Genomic DNA, 19,009 nt, shown 5'->3' with positions numbered 1-19,009 from the left:
CTTTTTCTCCTATTTCACCCAATCTCTTCGTATTTTTTCCCAGGTTTCATCTCTGCCTTTGGTGATAAGCGCAATGTCATTTTCATCGAGATGTGAAAACCGGCCCTGCTTTGAGAGATAATCCGAAATATCGGCAAACTCTTTAGGGTTGCGGTTCAGGGTAAATTCCTTGTTTTCATATTCTGCCAGATACCACAGGCCGTTATCGACGGCTTCTTTTGCCAGCTCGATTGAAATATCCGTGGGTGTCTGCCAGCCTGTCGGGCAGGGGGCGAGTACGTGGATAAAGGATGGCCCGTCACAGTTCTTGGCTTTTTCCAGTTTTCTCAAATAATCTTCCGGATAGCCCACACTGGCAGTAGCCGCATATGGGATTTCATGGGCTGCAATGATCTCAAAGATTTTTTTCTTTGGCCGCGCCGCGCCGTGAATATTTTTTCCTGCAGGCGTGTTTGTGGTCTTTGCTCCATAGGGCGTTAAGCCACTTTTCTGAATTCCGGTGTTCATGTAAGCTTCATTGTCGTAGCAGATAAAAATTTCCTTATCGTTACGGTCAATAGCTCCCGACAGAGCCTGCAGGCCAATATCGGAGGTGCCGCCGTCTCCGGCAAAGCCAACGACATGGTAGTCCTCAAGCCCCAGGGCCTTTGCTCCTGCCAAAACACCGGACATCACTGCCGCAGTTGCGGCAAAGGGAGGTATAATCCCATTGACAAACAATGGCATATGCGGATATACGAAAGCAACCGTTGACATGCAGTTCGGCGGAATAACCGCAATGCTTCGTTCTCCCAGCACCTTAAGGGCCAGACGAATCGCAAGGGCTCCGCCGCAGCCGCCACAGGCCTTATGACCATAAAACAGTTCTTCATTTGGGATTGTTTTTGCATTAAGCGCCATAATCAATGTCCCTCCTTACATTAATGAATTCAACAGGCTTTTCAGTATTGCCTGCCAGCAGTGCGTCAAAAATACCGCTGATATCTTCTTTTGAGATGCTGCGGCCGCCTAAGCCGCCAACATAATTAAAGGTCGGTACATCCACACCCTGCTGTTTGAGGGCAGAGTTAAAATCAGAGTAAACTGCACCTTCAAATCCAAAGCTGATATCACGTTCCATGACACCGACCGCTTTAGCGTTTTTAACGATCTCTGCGACCTTTTCCGTTGGGAATGGGCGTACACAGCGGAGCTTCAGCAAACCGACCTTTTTACCTTCTGCGCGGCAGGCATCCACAACCACGCGGGCTGTTCCCGTCACACTGCCGATTGTCACCAGGATTGCTTCCGCATCCTCACACTGGTATGCTTCTACCATACCACCGTAGGTGCGTCCGAAAAGCCTGCCGAATTCCTCGTCACTTTCGTCAATCACTTTCTCAGCCTTCAGCATTGCGATCTGCTGCTGATAACGGAACTCTGTATTATAGGTCGGTCCCGCAGTAATACAGGTGCTCACCGGGTCCTCCAGATTAAGCTTGTTGATGTAGTCCTGATAAGGGATATACGCATCTACTGCCGCCTGATCGGTCATCTCAAGAGGCTCGTAGGTATGGGTTAAAACAAAACCATCCAGGTTGACCATGACCGGCGTCATGACCTCAGGATCCTCGGCGATTTTGAAAGCCTGAATGGTGGTATCAAAGGCTTCTTGAACGTTTTCAACATATAGTTGAATCCAGCCTGATTCCAGCTGAGATAAAGAGTCTCTCTGATCACCGTAAATATTCCAGGGCGCTGCCAGTGAACGGTTTGCGTTCATCATAACAATTGGGAAACGGGAACCGCTGGCATAGTGTAGGCCTTCAACCATGTATAAAAGCCCCTGGCTCGATGTTGCGGTAAAGGAGCGGGCGCCCATGGCTGCGGAGCCGATAACAGCCGACATGGCGCTGTGTTCAGATTCCACATACATGTACTGGCAGTCAAGACTGCCATCCTCTACATAATCCGCCAGACGTTCTACTACAATTGTCTGAGGTGTGATGGGGTAAGCGGCAATCACATGTGGTTTTGCCTGTCTGACCGCCAATGCGACAGCCTCGTCGCCGGATACAAATAATTTTTCGCTCATGCGTCTGCCTCCTTAATCATCGTAATGGCCTCAACCTTACATGCTTTCGCACATACGCCGCAGCCTTTACAGTAATCATAATCTATTTCAAGGATATCTCCTGATTTATCAATGGTGCCATCGGGACACACTAAAAAGCAGCGCAGGCAGTTAACACATTTTTCCGCGTCGATCACCGGCCGGAATGTCCGCATCCCTGAGCTCACGTCAATCAGATGGCCCGAACGTGTCGACGGCCCCATGGGCAGCTGCTCGATCGTGCCTGCCGGCTGTGGCGGCGATAATTTAGGTCGGTTCATTTAGAGTGCCTCCTTTACAGTATTATAGGTTTCTTCCAAAAGCGTTTTATTTTTTGCCCGCACCTTTTCAGGGAGCTGCGTATCAATGGCCTTATAGATGGAGTCAAGGCTTGTCAGCTCTGTGGCCGCTGTCAGCGCGCCCAATAAAGGGACATTTGTGATGGGCCGTCCAAGGATTTTCAGCGCAAGGCCTGTCGCATCGACGGTAATAACCTTGCAGTCCTCACAGTCGCTGAAATCAAATGCCTCTGCAGGCTTCATTGTATTGATAATCACCTTTGCCCCAGGCTTTAACCCCGCCTTAACCGGCGCGCCTAAAAGCGTCTCATCCAACACAATGGCACAATCACAATCGACAACATCGCTTCTATCCTTGATTGGCGCATCATCAATTCGTGTAAAAGCTAATACCGGAGCCCCCCTGCGTTCTGGTCCGAACGATGGAAAAGCCAACGCCGATTTATCGTCGCACACAACGGCATCTCCCAAGAGCCGAGCTGCTGTGAAGGCACCTTGTCCCCCACGACCATGCCAACGAATTTCAATCATTTAATACTTCCTCCTGTATTCCATAATACGGAATCATTGATTCCATATTTGTATTATAGTTCCATAATCAGGTTTTGTCAATTCCATTTTCTAAAAAAATAATAAAAAATTAAGGCACTTTTTTAAAGGTACCATTTGGCTGAAAAATGTATTTAAAAAATCAGACTCTTTATAATTCCATAATACGGAATTAATGTTTTTATATTGTAGAATTTTAATCAATTTTAAATACTATAATTTATATTTAAATCATAATATTGTTTTTTAATTGATTTACTTGCTATATTTATTTTGTTATAATAATAAAAAATTGCTGGAGGAGCGTATGGAGAAAAAATTCAATCTGATTGCAGGCATCTTCATTATCCTGTTTTTTTTAATGATTTTAATTATTACCTCAACGATGAAAATACAGCCTGGCACCTGGGAGTCAGAAAGCGACTCTACCTTCCGCATTACCCTTTACCCGGATGATACCTTTGAATCCAGCATTTATGGAAATGGAACCTACGCAGTCCAGAAAACTGGGGTCACCCTTCACAGCAATACTGACATTACCCTGACCGTCATCCGGAAGCCTTTAAAGCTTGTCCTCTATGACAGACAATCCCAAAATTATTTTTACCCTGCAAATACAGATCTCAAAAAATAAAAAAGCCCTGGAAAGCATTCCAGGGCTTGCTTAATAGAGCAAAGCATTGTTGCCAATCAAATCATAATTTCATATTTTCTGCCGTCACCATCATGTTATCAAACTCTAAACGGGCCCTTTTCCAGAATTTGTTCGACAGCTCCGGCTTTTGTGCTCCCCTTTTGAAGTTTTTACCTGTTTTCAGACGCGCGCTTTCCCAAAAACGGATGCTTATATTTTAAACTCAAAAACGGATCACATTGTGCCAGCTTTATCGCACTGGCTAATCTCTAAATCACTGTAAACTACACATCCAGCAAAGCGCCTTTTCCAACTTGTCTTTCCATTCCCCTTAACGCATTCGGCTGAATCAGCGTATTCGTTTTTGGCGGCTGGCTTAAAGTTCATCTTCAGCGTCAATGCCTGGCTGCTTTATTCTTCATTGATTTAACTTAATCATACGCCATCTGCCTCCTGCCTGCAAGCCCATTAAGAGAGCAGTTTTCTCTAAACCCCATTTTTTTCACAGATGTCTGCCAGACAACAGCGTTCACAGTGCGGCTTTGTCCTGGCCGTACAGATTTCCCGCCCGTGGAGGACCAGACGGTGGCAAAAGCTGTTGCCTTCTTCCGGCGGGATAAGCTTCCACAACGCCATCTCCACTTTTTTGGGGTCCTTGGTGTTTTCCACCAGCCCCATCCGGTTAACCAGACGAATACAGTGTGTGTCTGTGACAATGGCGGGTTTTCCAAAGACATCTCCCACGATCAGATTCGCGCTTTTTCTTCCCACACCGGGCAGCTTTAAGAGCGCGTCAAAGTCATCTGGCACCATCCCGTCATACTGGTCCCGGAGAATCTTCATACAGGCGCTGATATCTCTGGCTTTGCTTTTACCAAGACCGCAGGGCCTCACAATGGCCTCGATTTCCTCAGGCTCTGCCTGAGCCAGGGCCGCTACATCCGGAAATTTTGCATAGAGCTCCTTAACCACCACGTTGACGCGGGCATCCGTGCATTGAGCCGCCAGCCGCACACTCACCAAAAGCCGCCAGGCTTCTTTCGGGTCATACTCCAAACTACACTCCGCATCCGGGTATTCTTTTTTGAGCCGGTCAATGATTGCCAGGGCCCGTTTCTCTTTTGTCATATAAAGCTCCTCCTCATTCCGTGTATTTTGCAAACATCACTGCCATGCAATCTTTTTTATATTCTAAAATATATTATAACCATTCTAATCCGCTTGTCAATGCTTCTTAGAGCAGCTTTTCTTTCCCGCTATCTCCGTTTTTAAAACAATAAAATATCTCTTCAAATTTTTCATAAATATTATATTTCTTTAGCCAGTATGCTATACTTAATTCTAACACTAGAAATAATTCTGCTTTAATGGGAGATATATAGATGACGGACAATTTACAACGAATTGCTGCTAAAAAATTTGCAGATACTTGGAAAGGTAAAGGTTATGAAAAGGGAGAAAGTCAGAAATTTTGGCTTGCTTTACTTCGAAATGTGTATGGCATCGAGGAGCCAGAAAACTTCATTGTATTTGAAGATCAGGTTCACCTGGATCATACCAGTTTTATTGATGGTATTATACCCTCTACGCATGTACTCATTGAACAAAAGGGATTAGGAAAAGATCTGAGAAAGCCTATTAAGCAATCCGATGGTACACTGCTAAAGCCTATACAGCAGGCGAAACGGTATGCAGCTGAGCTGCCTTATTCTCAACGCCACGCTGGATTGTAACCTGCAACTTTAGTACTTTTCTCGTTTATGATATGGAAAATCCTGCAAATGAACCCGAAGAAATTTTACTTGAAAATCTTCCCACTGAGTATTATCGTCTTGCTTTTCTTGTTGACACCGGAAACGAGCATTTAAAGCGGGAAATGGAAATTTCAATTCAAGCGGGCGAAATTGTAGGGCTATTATACGATGAAATTTTAAAACAATATCTAAATCCTGCAAATGAAGAATCGTTAAAAAGTTTAAATATGCTTTGCGTCCGCCTTGTATTTTGTTTGTATGCCGAAGATGCCGATATATTTGGTAAACACAGTAAATTTTATGATTACCTCAGCCGCTTCGAAGCAAGAGACTTAAGACGCGCCCTAATAGACCTTTTTAAGGTTCTAGACACCAAACCAGAAAACCGCGACCCTTATATGGACCCTCTGCTTGCCTCATTCCCTTATGTTAATGGCGGTTTGTTTTCAGACGAAAACATTGAAATACCCCAGTTTAACGAAAAGATAAAGGAACTCCTGCTCGAAAAGGCCAGTGATGACTTTAATTGGAGTGAAATCAGCCCTACTATTTTTGGCGCTGTTTTTGAAAGCACCTTAAACCCTGAAACAAGACGTTCCGGGGGAATGCACTATACTTCCATCGAAAACATTCATAAAGTCATTGATCCGCTATTTCTTGACGATTTACGTAAAGAATTAGAAGATATAAAATCCGTTTCAGTGGATAAAACGCGTGAGAAAAAACTAAAAGAGTATCAGGCCAAATTGGGGAGTTTGCAATTTTTAGATCCCGCCTGTGGCTCTGGCAATTTCTTGACAGAAACCTATCTTTCTTTAAGAAGACTAGAAAATAAGGTTTTAGAAGCGATCACTTATGGTCAAATTGGCTTTACAGACCAGGCATACAGCCCAATACAGGTATCCATCAGCCAGTTTTATGGTATTGAAATTAATGACTTTGCCGTGACCGTTGCTAAGACAGCATTATGGATTGCAGAATCACAGATGATGAAAGAAACCGAAAATGTTATCCACATTAGTTTAGACTTTCTTCCATTAAAGTCTTATGCCAATATTATTGAAGCCAACGCACTACAGCTAGATTGGGAAAGCGTCGTTCCCAAAGAAAATGTAAATTACATTATGGGAAATCCTCCGTTTATTGGCTATTCCCTTCAAACGCCGGCTCAAAAGCAGGAGATCCGTTCAATTTATATTGATGAAGAAGGAAAACCTTATAAAACTGCTGGCAAAATTGATTATGTGGCAGGCTGGTATTTTAAAGCTGCCCAATTCATGGATAAAGTCAAAATCCGCACCGCCTTTGTTTCAACAAATTCCATCACACAGGGCGAACAGGTTGCTGGTGTGTGGAAGCCGCTTTATGACCGTTTTGGTATTCATATTGATTTTGCTTACAGAACCTTTAAATGGAGTAGCGAAGCAAAAGAAAAAGCTGCTGTACACTGTGTAATTGTGGGGTTCAGTCAAGCCTTCAATTCAAAAAACCAAGTAATTTATATAGATGGGATGGTTAAGCATGTCGTTGAAAATATTAGCCCTTACTTAATTGATGCGCCTTTAGTTTTTATTGAAAGTAGAAAAAAAGCTTTATGTCACGTACCTTCAATGACAACTGGAAATCGTCCTGCTGATGGCGGTAATTTAATTATCGAAGCAGATGAATACGACGACTTTTTAAGAAGAGAACCCTCAGCAAAAAAATATATTAAACAACTGACAGGTGCAACAGAATATATTAATAATAAGCTTAGATACTGTCTCTGGTTAGTTGGCGCAACCCCATCTGAAATCAGAAAAATGCCTGAGGTTATACGACGGGTTGAAGCTTGTAGGCAAGATCGGTTAAAAGGTGCGCCAGACAGACAAAAACTAGCAAACACACCTACTTTATTTCGAGAAGTAAAAAATCCTGAAAATTACATTATTATTCCAAGGGTCTCATCAGAAAACAGAAGATACATTCCTTTAGGGTTTCTCGATAGTAAAATAATCCCAACGGATTCAGCAACGATTATAGAAGATGCTTTAATATATCATTTTGGCCTTCTTACTTCTAATGTACATATGGCATGGATGCGAGCAGTTGCTGGGCGCCTAAAAAGTGACTACCGTTATTCAAAAGATATTGTTTATAACAACTTCCCCTGGCCCACTCCAACGGAAGTTCAAAAATCAAAAATCGAACAAACCGCCCAGGCTATTTTAGATGCCCGGGCTCTCTATCCCGACTGCTCCCTTGCCGACCTCTATGATGAAGCCACTATGCCAGCGGAGCTTCGAAAAGCACATCAACTCAATGATCGCGCCGTGATGCAAGCTTATGGTTTATCGGTCAAAGATACCTCAGAAGCCCAATGTGTTGCTGAGCTAATGCGGCTATATCAAAAGCTTGTCTCAAACTTGGACAGCTAAACTGCTTAATACTATTTTTTTAAATATATTGTACTAAATTTATTTCAAATAACACTACAACAACTGATAGGAGGATTCAAATGCCTGCTGCTTATGATAAATATTCTGTTACACAATACTCTGTAAGCTCAATTTTAGGTTACATTAACGCTGGTGATATTGCCATACCCGAGATTCAAAGACCTTTTGTCTGGAAAGGGAAACACGTTCGCGATTTAATTGACTCATTATACAACGGCTATCCCACAGGTTATCTCATTATATGGCAAAATCCAGATGTACGCTTGAAAAATGGAAAAGATGCTGTTGGTAAAAAAGTGCTGATTGACGGTCAACAACGGATTACCGCCTTAATGACTGCAATTGCAGGCTATTCCATTTTAGACGAAGATTACAACGAAAAGCGTATCAAAATCGCTTTCAACCCATTGGTAAACGACAATGAGGATCGTTTCGCCGTTCAAACCCCAGCTCATATTAACAGTTCTGCCTGGATTTCAGATGTTTCAGAGGTATTTCAAGATACTTTTTCCACAAGAAAATTTATCAACCATTATTTACATGAGAATCCTGATGCCGATGAAGACCTTGTTGATAGTGCAGTTTCTCAACTGCTGTCCATTAAAAGCTGTCAACTTGGCGCTATTACTCTAGTTCCTCAATTGGATATCAGTGAAGTAACTGAAATATTTGTGCGTATTAACTCCCAAGGCAAGCGTTTGAATGAAGCAGACTTTGCTATGTCAAAAATTGCTGCTGATGACAACTATGGTGGCACTCTGCTAAGGAAAGCCATCGACTACTTTTGTCATTTGGCCGTCGATCCTTCCTTCTATTCACAGCTTGAAAAAAGAGATCCTGACTTTATGAACAGTCCTTATGCCTCAAAATTAAGTTGGTTGAAAAATGATAATGAAGAAATTTATGATCCAGACTATAATGATATGCTCAGAGTCTCTTTTATGCATATATTTGGTCGAGGAAAGCTTGGTGACCTTGTAAGCCTTTTATCAGGGCGTGATTTTGTTGATCGTAAATTTAAGGAGGAAATTGCTGCCAGTAGTTTTGAAAAGTTAAATACCGGCGTTATGAATTTTATGAACCAATACCATTTCGAACAGTTTTTGGTTGCCATTAAATCCGCAGGATATATCTCATCTAAACTGCTAAATTCTAAAATGACTTTAGATTTCGCCTATACGCTCTTTTTAATGCTGCAAAACTCCCGCGAAGTCCCAAAAATTCAAGTCAAAAAATATGTTCAAAAGTGGTTTGTCCTTGCAACCTTAACAAGCCGCTACATCGGATCTCCCGAATCACAAATGGATCGGGATTTAAGAAACATCGCAAGCAAAGGGTTTATTTCCTTTTTTAATGAAAATGAAGATTCGATGTTGGCCGATACTTTTTGGAATGTTCGTTTAGTTCAAAATCTTGAGACATCATCTACAAATAGCCCATTTTTTAATACTTATATTGCCGCACAAATTTTCAACAATGATAACTCGTTATTATCAAACAGCACCAGAGTAAGCAGTCTTCTATCTGCAGGCGATGTCCATCATATTTTCCCCAAAGAATATCTAAAACAAAATGGTTTTTCCAATAAAACAGATTATAACCAAGTAGCTAATTATACCTATTTAGATACTGGTGTGAACATTGCCATTGGAAGAAAAGCGCCAAATGAATATTTCAGATCCGCCTTACTTCAATGTCAGAATAAGAATATGACGGTAGGCACTATTCTTGATGAAGCTCAACTGTTTGATAACCTGGAAACAAACTGCATTCCTCAGAGTATTATCAGTATGAACGCTTCTGATTATCCCACATTTTTATTAGAACGCCGTAAAATGATGGCACAAAAAATAAAACAATACTATTTTTCTTTGTAAATTAAATTTTAAGAGTCAATCAACTATATTGACTCCGTGGATGTTTTTATTGTAATTTTCAAAAAAGGGCCGTGGTAATTCCACAGCCCTTCTCTCTTTGTTTCTTCCCCTCTACTCCACCGGATCGTGGCTTAAAAGAAACAATGTCAAAATTTCCTCTGCATATCTGCCCTTCTCCCTGGGGCAGCGTTCCAGCAGTTCCAAAACCTCAGAGTATCTTGTTCCCATATAGTCCTTGGGACCATAGAGAATGGCGTCTGCCGACATTTTTAAAACATGGCAGAAACGGTTCAGGCTCTTTAATGAAAAGCCCTTTGTGCCCAGCTCGATATCGGCTAAAAAAGTCGGTGTAATATCAAGCTTTTTAGCCAGCTCCTCCCGGGACATGTTCAGAAACGTTCTTTGCTTGCGGATACGCAGGCCCATGGCCTTGTGATCTAGCTCTTGCATTTAATTTCCTCCCCATCTATGTGAATAGATTATTTTTAGCGGTGTTCCGTTTGCGGATTTTCAGGGGAGAGTAAGCTCTCCCCGTCATCCTCCGTAAACTTCACAAACAAAAAAGCCATGCAAGGTTGTTGTAAATACCCATACACAGCTTCAAAAAATAATCCAGATATCCCTTATCTTGATTTGAAAATGCTTTACACTGCGCCCGTTTTCTATCTGCATAAAAAGCCTTGTTTAATTGGCAAAAATCATGTAAAATTAAAACGTGCGGTACGTGGCTGTAGCCCGTTGTGTAGGGTGGTGTATTCACCTGAAGCAAGCCAGTCAGGAGGTCGGATGCCTGGCTGGATGCCGCCGCTTTTTTATTTGTTCGTTTACGCTTTCTCTCCCTTACCCTTTTAATCATGTACTTTTTATCAGATAAAGCCATCGGATAAGGGTTTAAGAATTAGAAAACATAGCAGACGCGACAGGATCGAATGGGCTGAGGCTATCCATCATCCGTCCGTCCTTTCGGAAAATAAAAACTGCGCATGGCAGCTACCCACACACAGTTAAGAAAGTTCAAGAAAAAACTCAACAATATCACAAAATTAAGTACAGCTATTGAATAAAAAAGGAAAATAGCATATAATTAACTTTGCGGTACTCCTCGGAGGTGTGGTGCCCAGACACCGCATGTCACATTGTGCTGATCCCACAATGCGGATGCCGCAATTTTTATTTCTATACTCTTTATTATAGAATAGATTGAAATAATATGCAATTCTTATTTGTTTTTTCAGGCTAATAGTTTTTTTCGTATCTCATTTTTCTTTCAGCGTATTTCTTCGTTTTTCACCAGTTCCATTTTTTTAGAAACCAAAAAAGATGGTTAAAATGTAAACTGGCTTAAATTCAAATTACTGCAAATTAATTTTGATTGTTTCAGCTCCTCAAGCACAACCGTGTTGGGTATGCCAACTAACAATGGAAAAATACTGGTAATAAATCGAATAAAAGTCTCATCATTATACATTTCAGGCTTAAAATGCAACAAAATCTCTCGCTCACTTCCCAGCTCAAGATAAATGAAATAAGAATCCTCATATTCCTTTTTCACATCATAATAGGCGAAAAAATCGCTGTACATCTTTTTAATATACGGAATTTGATTGAATATGTTATGGAGCAACCCCGCGGAGACCGCTTCCGAATAAAAATTAAGAATATTAGGATTATCCGCCAAAATTTGGTAATGGATACGATTCCGAATGGCGTAAGTAAGCATCGGTGAGTAGGTTTCTTTTATATATTGATCAACAAGATTCCGTTCTGCATCAAAAAAATCAATCAAAACATATTTAGCAAGTGTTTTCTTATTTGAAAAATAGTAAGTGATTAAATTGGAATTAATATTTAAGTATTCACCAATCTTTTTAAAAGTACTTTTAGTAAATCCTTCTGTTAAAAAAAGTTTTTTGCTGCCCTTTAATATTTTAGTTTTTGTTTCCATTCCCTTTTGATAAGCCATATATTTCCCCTCTTAATATCAATCATTATACTTATGGTAATATACTTTTCTTCTGTTTTCAACCTCTAAGCCAATAAATACGTAATTAACTTTTCGTCACCTGCATGATTTTACTTTCTATTTTGTATATCGTTTACCAAAAACCACTTGACATTTCAAAAAAAATATAATATTATGTTTGCACAATATTGTGCGCACACAAAAATAGGAGCAGATCATGGATAATAAGCAGGTAAAAAATAATTTGATTAAAAAAGTTCTAAGTCCAAATGAGTTTCCTGAAAAGGTACCCTTATATTTAAATTTACAGGGATGGATCGTTTATCATAATGCCGGCTATGGATTTTCAGAAGCCGTATATGATAGCGATAAAATACTCCATGCTTACGAAAAAGCTGTATGTGATTTTCCGGCAGATATCTATTATGATATGGGTGGTTTTTCTTCTATGTTTTTTTCAAGATGTTTAGGCTCTGAAGACTATGTTCTTAATGATGAAAAATATAGCTTGAATTTTAAAGACATCTGTTATTTGGATTCAAGTGAAGAATACGCGGAATTAATCCAAAATCCCAAAAATTTTTTATGGAATAAATTCTATACACGCAAATTTAAAAATTTAGCACCTCATACAGTTAAAGAAACTTTATGCCAATACCTAAATTATGCTGCTTCACATAATGAAAAAACTGCAGCAACCAAAAAGCGCATTATTGAAAACAGAGGGGCGTTTTTTCTCTCCGATGTTCCAATGTATCAATCCGCTTTTGATTACCTCTTTCAATATATCGTTGGAATAAAAGGCATTTCAATGGATATGCGCCGCAATAAAAGAAAATTGACAGAGGCTTTAGATAGCTTGGAGGATCTCTTCAATCATTATATGGATCAATTTACACCGATATTAGATTCTCGAAGTACGCCATTTCAAATGCAAATGTGTATGCTTGGCCAGACCATTACAAATAAAAAACAGTTTGAACATTTTATCTGGAGACATGTTTCTAAGAAAATTAATACATTTATTGAGCATGGCATAAAATTTTACTTTATGGTTGAAGGCGCAGCAGGGCCTTTGCTGGACTTTTTAGATTATATACCCGAAGGTCTATGCGCTTTACATGTAGAAAAAGATTGTATTGATGATCTCAAAGAGAGATATGGCAACAAATTTACTTATGTTGGAGGAATGCCCGTAAGCGTATTGGGAAAGGCTTCCTTAGGCGATTGCCGTTCATACATAACGAACATACTAGAAAAATATGGACATGACGGAAATTTTATATTCAGTACAGATAAAGGCATTAGCTATGAGGCTGATGCTACCGTCGACAATTTGAAAATGCTTTGTGAAACTGTTAATTCTTTTAAAATGTAAAGAGGAGGAAAACAAATGGAAGCTATTTATCCTGAAATTGTAGAAAAAGCATTAATCGAGTACGGTATACCAAAAGAAGAAGTTGAGCTAAACATTGATATCTTAACTTTTTCACTAATCGCTTATTTATAGCAGTTGCAAAGGGGAAAAACGATGCAAACCAAAAAGAAAAATTTTGTATTATTTCTAGTTAGCTTTATGGTTGGTATGATCTATTTTATACCATATATTCGATTTACATTTTATGATCAAACGCTCGAAGTATTTCAATTAACAAATACACAGATGGGTACATTAGGTTCAGTATTTGGCTTGGTTGCCATTTTCTGTTACCCTATATCCGGTATTCTAACGCAAAAGATCGAACCTAAAAATTTACTTGCGATTGCCTTTGCAGGGTCTGCTGTCGTAACATTGTGGCAATCGACGTTTCCTAATTTTGCGATGCTAATTGCAATTTATGTTCTCTTCGCCATTTTCTCGACTGCAACGCTCTGGTCTCCATATCTGGTTATCCTGCGTAACCTTGGAAGTGAAGATGAACAAGGAAGAATCTTTGGTGTCAGCGAAGCGATGCGAAATATATTTTCGGCAATTGCAGGTTATCTTTTCATTTGGATTTTTAGTATTTTTGCAAATCAAGTGGCGGGTTATCGAGGGATACTGATTATCGCCGTTGTATTAGATATTATCTTTGCAATTGCCGCATTTTTGTGGTTACCCAAAATCCATCATTCAAAAACTGAGGGACAGGAGGAAAAACCACAGTATACTATTAAAGACGCGCTCAAACTACCAGGCGTATGGTTAATGGGGCTTTTTATCTTTAGTTGTTACAGTATGATTATGGCTGGAACAAACTATTTGGGAACTTATACAACACAGATTCTGGGGGTTACCGCTTCTGTTTCAAGTAGTCTGGCAATAATCAGAAGTTATGTTATCAGTATTGTATCTGGTTTTGTCGCTGGGTATATTGCCGATAAGCTGAAATCAAAAATCATCTTTCTCATTTATCTCTTGGCTGCAATTCTCATTGTCTGTATTTTAACACCGCTCCTTAGCCATCAGGTGGCAATTGCGATTGTATTAACAATGATTATATCATTTATCTCATTTATGATTCTCTCAACTTATTTCTCCGTTATGGGTGAAAATGATATTCCCTTAGAAATGACAGGCGTTGCCAGCGGCATTATTTCTTGTATTGGTTTTGTTCCGGACTGCTTCGTAACAATTATTATCGGTAGTTGGATTGACCAAGATCTTATCCAGGGCTTTAACCGAGTGTTTATCTGGATGGCTGCGTGGGCTGTTGTAGCAATTGCGGTTGCTGTCATAATGTATTTAAGAACGAAAAAAGTGATTGCGGATTCATCGAAAAGTGAAATATAACCTGATGTAAATACTTGCAGAAAATATATTTAATGACTCTTCAATTAGATTGTAAAAACAATTGATATAAATCGACTTTTGTTTTAATAAAAGTCGATTTATATCTGGACCTGCTTACCTCCACATTACGTTCATCTTACCCGAAAAATTATGGCATAATTGCCTTTACTGGCCTGAGCTAAATTATATTCTGTTTTGACTTCTTTATTTTGCATAAAAAAACTGGCTTTCAGAATCTCTGAAAACCAGCGTTTTTTTATTGTTGGCGGAGAAGGAGGGATTTGAACCCTCGCACCGTGTTAACGGCCTATACCCTTAGCAGGGGCACCTCTTATAGCCACTTGAGTACACTCAGAGTCCAACAACTTTGGAGAGTCCTGAACCCCGCATAAATACTAGGTTTTTGAAGTTTTTCTTTTTTTAAATTTTAGCTTACTGACTATTTTTTAGTTTATACTGACTATTTTTATAAACCTTGAATCATTTCGACCGCAGCCTTACATGCCTGTTTCTTATCTTCTTCATTAACATCCGTATATACCTTTAAAAACATATTTGGATTGGAATGTCCCAGAACTTTTGCACCAACAGTAGGCGATACCTTTCCACGTGCCATTGCCGTTGCAAAATTATGCCGAAAGCGGTGGGGATGAATCCCCTCAATTCCGCAACGCTCCGCAAAGTTTCTAAGTTTTAATGCTAGCACATTTGGTTGTACAGCGGTTCCCCGTTGGCTAATAAAAATAAAATCTTTATTTCCTTTCTGCCTGATTTTTTCCATAAGTTTTTTATCTTCACGATAACTTTCATGCAGTTTGATAAAATTGTCGATAATCTCATCCGGTACATAAACGAATCGGTTTCCCGATACTGTCTTAGGCGGAACGGTAATGACACCACGTTTTGTAATGTTAAAGTCCTCGTCAATTTCGATATTATAGGTCAATGTCTTTGTAACCGCTATTTTTTTATTCTCTTTATCTATATCCTGTATCTTAAGGCCTGCCAATTCTCCAATACGCAACCCCGTTGCAAGCAAAGCCGTAACCATGACATAAACAAAGAAATTTTCTTTTCGGCTGCATTCTATAAGTTTATGGTAATCCTCAACACTTACCTCTCTTACCACTCTCGATTTCTTTTTACACAACGGCAATTCAAGTTTTTCTTTTTTCAAGATATTGCTTTCGATCAATTTTTTCTTAACTGCATAATCCAATGTCTGTTCAATAAAATTTAGTTTTCTTAAAAAAGTAGTCTTTACTATCGGCTTTTTTCCAAGCAGTAAGTCTTTTGCAAACTTTTCAAAGATTTCAATATTATCAACCGTCTCCTGTAATGTAACGTTCTTAAGATATTTTTGGATTGTTTTATAATTATCAACATAGGTTCCTAACGTCCGGTCCGTCACATAACCACGCTTTTTTTGATTGACAAATTCCTTGTAAAATTCAGATAAGAGAATCCCATTTTTATTTATTTTTTCTTTTTCAATCTGGGATTCTATTTCAAGAAGTTCTTTGTGAAGCGTCTCTTCCAATTTGGAATAATGGTCCATTACTGCTGTTTCAAGGTTCTTAAAAGCGATTTCTTTTGTTTTTCCAGTACGCACCTTTCGGATTCGTTTTCCATTTGAATCAATCCCTAAATCAATGGAAGCTTCCCATATTTTACGCTCCTCACGATATCTTAATCCACCGCTCCCTTTTTCTCTTCTTTGGTTATCAATGCTTTCCATACTCACGATCTTTTTTGATCTCAATATTTCAATCGCACTAAGTATTGCATTTCTTCTAGCTTCCAGTACATCTGACATTGTCATTTTTTAAATATACGGTACACCAACAGTGTATAATATATTTTCATGCAATGCAATTATGTATTAGCCAGTGTATATACAACTAACCTTAGCGGCGTTATTCCTTTACGTTTCGACGTGATAAAAATCGAAGGAAAAGTAGGGTCGTGGTAGAGTTTTTCCTGAATCGTTTTGTCGCTAACCTGAAAGAAATCTTTTAATTCTTTGGAGCCAAGTATTTCTTTATCATAATTTTTCTGAAGTCGGCTTGATTCATTTGTGATTGTCACATTTAACGCTTTAAGTAAGTTAGAATAATATTCTTCTTGCTCTTTTTTAACAGCATTTTTTAAAGTCACGTTATTTAATTCAATTGTCGCGCTCTTTTTTCTTATAATAAGCTCGTGACAGATATTTTTTCTGCTTAATATTTCATTCTGTATCTTTAAAATACTGTTGTCCATTTATAGGCACCTCTCATTATTAAAAAGATGTTTTAAACAATTTATTTCTATGTCGGTTTGCCATACACCACCGACAAGGCATTATTAAGGCATCGGTTTTGGTTAGAAACCGACGAAGGTAAAGCGAACCCATCTTCCCTCTCTCCATATTGCATAGAGAGCAGCACATAACCGTCGCATTGCCCTTTCTCCAGTATCCTTGCAAAAAATACTACCATGAATTTTTTATAGCCGTAGTTGACCGCAAATGCGCCTACGCTAACGTCGCTCACTGCCGGATCAAGGGGTCTACCTTAATAATCTTAATTCAGTTTTCAAAGACCTAAAAGGATTTGAAACAATTGTTTTCAAATGGATATTGTGATCATTTTAAAATCAATTTTCTGATCTTAATATTTATCCTCTTATATCTATATAGGAAAAAATCTGAAAAGCGTCGAAGCTTTTTTGATTTCTTAAGAAACGAGCCTAAACCAAAAAGGTTTAGGCTCGTGAATTACTTACTTTTCAATAATGCTCTTTAACTTTTTGAGAATCTTTATTTTTCGACTGGTAATCGTTGATCTGGGTATGCCTGTTTCCCGGGCAAGTGCTGTATCTGTTTTCTGCTCAAAAAACAACGCGTTAATGATGAACATTTCCTGCTCGTTAAGCTGATTTAACGCATTTTCTAGCGATTCCAATAACATTCCTGTCTCAACAATTTTAAAAACATCTACATTTGCCTTAATGAGCATACTCTTGTCGTTTTTTAATTCATTAAGTGAAATAGGATTATAATAATCATCTAAGTTTTTTAAGTATCTTTGCCTTTCTAAATCTCGATATAAAGATTTATACTGTTCTGGTGTTACTTCTAAAAGCATCCCTTGTAATGGAAAGAATTTTTTGCTTGCATACTCCTCTGGGTAAGCTTCACAATACTTACAAAGCTCATCGTACGTGATTTCGTCATACTGGCCGACCTCATTCTTAACAAAACATTTTGCAGTTGCTTTCATGGTTTTATCCTCCGTTCAATTTGATTTTTAAAGTTCAAATTAAACGGAGGCGGACCGCGAGGGTAACGCAAAAAAAAGGCACGATATTTCTCAGTGAAATAAGCGTGCCCTACACAATGTAAAAATTTTAGTTTTAGAAAATACTTAGAAGCGTTTTATTATTACATATACAACAAACAGTTAAAATATAAAAATAACATAGAATATTTCATTTTGTTGTTTAGGTATACCTATTTCTACTCCCTCTTTTCTTTAAGCATTTCTTAAGATACTATTATTCTACCATTTTTAGGTGGGATAAGCAATACTTTTAAGCATAATATAATGAATAAAGATATTTATTATATTAATTATTAAAATATTTATTGATTTACTTTTTTCTAAAATAAGATACCGAATTTAAGCGCAATCATAACAAAAAAATACATCTAAAATATATCCTCAGGTAGCCAATCCTCTCGGATTCTTGTTCGGATAACATCATAGACAATCTCTTTTTCGTATTGATCAAAAGTTTTTCCGATAACACCCATATTAATCGCAAGCATCGGTTTTAAACCACGTCGTATTGTTCTCAAACTTCCCATGATTCCCCTTAAATCCACCGATTTAGTTGAAATTTCTGAGTTCATTGCCTTTTCCTGCAAATCGAGGAATATTCCAGCAAATAGTCGCAACATATCCTCTTTTGCATCAGAAAATTCTTGTTTTAAAATAACCATTAGTGTTTCTTCATCAATCTGAGGAATATCTATAGTCATAAAACGGGATACTAATGCTTCGTTCAATTCTTTTGTTCCTGCGTATTCGTAATTCATCGTACCGATAAAGCGTGTCGCGGGATCAAGACTAATTTTTTCATATCCTGGCACATCAATAATTTTTCGATAGTCAAGTGCAGAATGGAGCACAACAAGCGCATCGTTTTTTGCCATATTAATTTCATCGAAAACACCAAATCCGCCATTCGCTGCACATTCATAAACAGATCCACGGCGCAGACGCACTTCATTGTCAATGAATGTATCCGTTCCAATAAGGCTTGTACTGTCAGTATTAACATGAAATGATGTGTTCCATTGAGGTCGTCCAAAAACCTCACAAAGATTATCGGCCAAAACATTCTTACCTGTTGCCTTTGGCCCACTCAAAAGAATATTTTCACCCTCCAATATAGCGGTAATACACATTGACCATATATCCTTTCCGTAAAAAATCGTTTCACATTTTGGTATACGATCTTTAAGATTTTCAGCAACAAGATACTCTTTTCTAAAGCATTCAACATCCTTGATTAATTTTTCATTAACGCCTTGTTCTTCTAATTTTTCAAAAATAGTCATTTTCTTTTATCCTTTTTCTAGTAA

The 19,009-nt window shown here is 38.7% G+C and carries 17 protein-coding genes; 6 read left to right on the top strand and 11 right to left on the bottom strand.

What is annotated here, in order from left to right; all coding sequences use genetic code 11:
• Positions 1 to 9: 9 nt before the first annotated feature.
• The 4 genes from FYJ53_RS00445 to FYJ53_RS00430 are packed head-to-tail and all read right to left on the bottom strand — an operon-like array spanning position 10 to position 2,922.
• Complete coding sequence (locus FYJ53_RS00445; protein ID WP_090414177.1) at positions 10 to 900, bottom strand: thiamine pyrophosphate-dependent enzyme; 891 nt, start codon at positions 898 to 900, stop codon at positions 10 to 12.
• Complete coding sequence (locus FYJ53_RS00440) at positions 890 to 2,074, bottom strand: transketolase C-terminal domain-containing protein (protein WP_148430533.1); 1,185 nt, start codon at positions 2,072 to 2,074, stop codon at positions 890 to 892. Before FYJ53_RS00440 ends, FYJ53_RS00445 begins: the two co-directional genes overlap by 11 nt.
• On the bottom strand, positions 2,071 to 2,373 hold the full coding sequence (locus FYJ53_RS00435) for a 4Fe-4S binding protein (protein WP_038351933.1): 303 nt from the start codon (positions 2,371 to 2,373) through the stop codon (positions 2,071 to 2,073). Before FYJ53_RS00435 ends, FYJ53_RS00440 begins: the two co-directional genes overlap by 4 nt.
• Positions 2,374 to 2,922, bottom strand: coding sequence for a 2-oxoacid:acceptor oxidoreductase family protein (locus tag FYJ53_RS00430; RefSeq protein ID WP_148430531.1), 549 nt, complete (start codon positions 2,920 to 2,922; stop codon positions 2,374 to 2,376).
• A 325-nt stretch (positions 2,923 to 3,247) separates the two neighbouring features.
• Between FYJ53_RS00430 and FYJ53_RS00425 the strand changes: the two genes are divergently transcribed.
• On the top strand, positions 3,248 to 3,574 hold the full coding sequence (locus FYJ53_RS00425; RefSeq protein WP_148430529.1) for a hypothetical protein: 327 nt from the start codon (positions 3,248 to 3,250) through the stop codon (positions 3,572 to 3,574).
• Between the two features lie 486 nt (positions 3,575 to 4,060).
• On the opposite strand, the gene nth is transcribed toward FYJ53_RS00425, so the two are convergent.
• Positions 4,061 to 4,702 carry an endonuclease III gene (gene nth / locus FYJ53_RS00420; RefSeq protein ID WP_148430527.1) on the bottom strand — a complete coding sequence of 214 codons (642 nt, stop codon included), beginning with the start codon at positions 4,700 to 4,702 and terminating at the stop codon, positions 4,061 to 4,063.
• A gap of 254 nt (positions 4,703 to 4,956) precedes the next feature.
• Between nth and FYJ53_RS21745 the strand changes: the two genes are divergently transcribed.
• From FYJ53_RS21745 to FYJ53_RS00410, 3 genes are all read left to right on the top strand, one after another.
• Positions 4,957 to 5,307, top strand: coding sequence for a type IIL restriction-modification enzyme MmeI (locus tag FYJ53_RS21745; protein WP_371720082.1), 351 nt, complete (start codon positions 4,957 to 4,959; stop codon positions 5,305 to 5,307).
• Between the two features lie 32 nt (positions 5,308 to 5,339).
• Positions 5,340 to 7,745, top strand: coding sequence for a DNA methyltransferase (locus FYJ53_RS00415; RefSeq protein WP_371720080.1), 2,406 nt, complete (start codon positions 5,340 to 5,342; stop codon positions 7,743 to 7,745).
• Between the two features lie 80 nt (positions 7,746 to 7,825).
• The gene (locus FYJ53_RS00410; protein ID WP_038351938.1) at positions 7,826 to 9,643 is read left to right on the top strand and encodes a DUF262 domain-containing protein; all 1,818 of its coding nucleotides are present in this window, start codon (positions 7,826 to 7,828) and stop codon (positions 9,641 to 9,643) included.
• Positions 9,644 to 9,754: 111 nt separating this feature from the next.
• On the opposite strand, the gene FYJ53_RS00405 is transcribed toward FYJ53_RS00410, so the two are convergent.
• Positions 9,755 to 10,093 (bottom strand): helix-turn-helix domain-containing protein, encoded by a 339-nt coding sequence (locus FYJ53_RS00405; RefSeq protein ID WP_038351939.1) that lies wholly within the window; start codon positions 10,091 to 10,093, stop codon positions 9,755 to 9,757.
• Between the two features lie 874 nt (positions 10,094 to 10,967).
• A complete protein-coding gene (locus FYJ53_RS00400; RefSeq protein WP_148430525.1) occupies positions 10,968 to 11,606 on the bottom strand; it encodes a TetR/AcrR family transcriptional regulator in 639 nt (212 codons plus the stop codon).
• Positions 11,607 to 11,823: 217 nt separating this feature from the next.
• On the opposite strand from FYJ53_RS00400, the gene FYJ53_RS00395 reads away from it, so the two are divergent.
• Together FYJ53_RS00395 and FYJ53_RS00390 are read left to right on the top strand one after the other, a co-directional pair.
• Positions 11,824 to 12,984 (top strand): uroporphyrinogen decarboxylase family protein, encoded by a 1,161-nt coding sequence (locus tag FYJ53_RS00395; RefSeq protein ID WP_148430523.1) that lies wholly within the window; start codon positions 11,824 to 11,826, stop codon positions 12,982 to 12,984.
• A gap of 153 nt (positions 12,985 to 13,137) precedes the next feature.
• Positions 13,138 to 14,379, top strand: coding sequence for an MFS transporter (locus FYJ53_RS00390; protein ID WP_148430521.1), 1,242 nt, complete (start codon positions 13,138 to 13,140; stop codon positions 14,377 to 14,379).
• 466 nt (positions 14,380 to 14,845) lie between these two features.
• On the opposite strand, the gene FYJ53_RS00385 is transcribed toward FYJ53_RS00390, so the two are convergent.
• The 4 genes from FYJ53_RS00385 to FYJ53_RS00370 form a co-directional block, all read right to left on the bottom strand.
• Complete coding sequence (locus FYJ53_RS00385; RefSeq protein WP_038351944.1) at positions 14,846 to 16,117, bottom strand: site-specific integrase; 1,272 nt, start codon at positions 16,115 to 16,117, stop codon at positions 14,846 to 14,848.
• 137 nt (positions 16,118 to 16,254) lie between these two features.
• A complete protein-coding gene (locus FYJ53_RS00380) occupies positions 16,255 to 16,641 on the bottom strand; it encodes a hypothetical protein (RefSeq protein ID WP_013378602.1) in 387 nt (128 codons plus the stop codon).
• Positions 16,642 to 17,141: 500 nt separating this feature from the next.
• The gene (locus FYJ53_RS00375; protein ID WP_013378601.1) at positions 17,142 to 17,642 is read right to left on the bottom strand and encodes a sigma factor-like helix-turn-helix DNA-binding protein; all 501 of its coding nucleotides are present in this window, start codon (positions 17,640 to 17,642) and stop codon (positions 17,142 to 17,144) included.
• 428 nt (positions 17,643 to 18,070) lie between these two features.
• Positions 18,071 to 18,985, bottom strand: coding sequence for an AAA family ATPase (locus FYJ53_RS00370; protein ID WP_154556880.1), 915 nt, complete (start codon positions 18,983 to 18,985; stop codon positions 18,071 to 18,073).
• Between the last annotated feature and the right edge of the window lie 24 nt (positions 18,986 to 19,009).

This window comes from Eubacterium sp. BL-380-WT-2B (assembly GCF_009696115.1).
GTDB lineage: Bacteria > Bacillota > Clostridia > Eubacteriales > Eubacteriaceae > Eubacterium > Eubacterium callanderi.
This window is presented reverse-complemented; position numbering and strand designations above follow the sequence as displayed.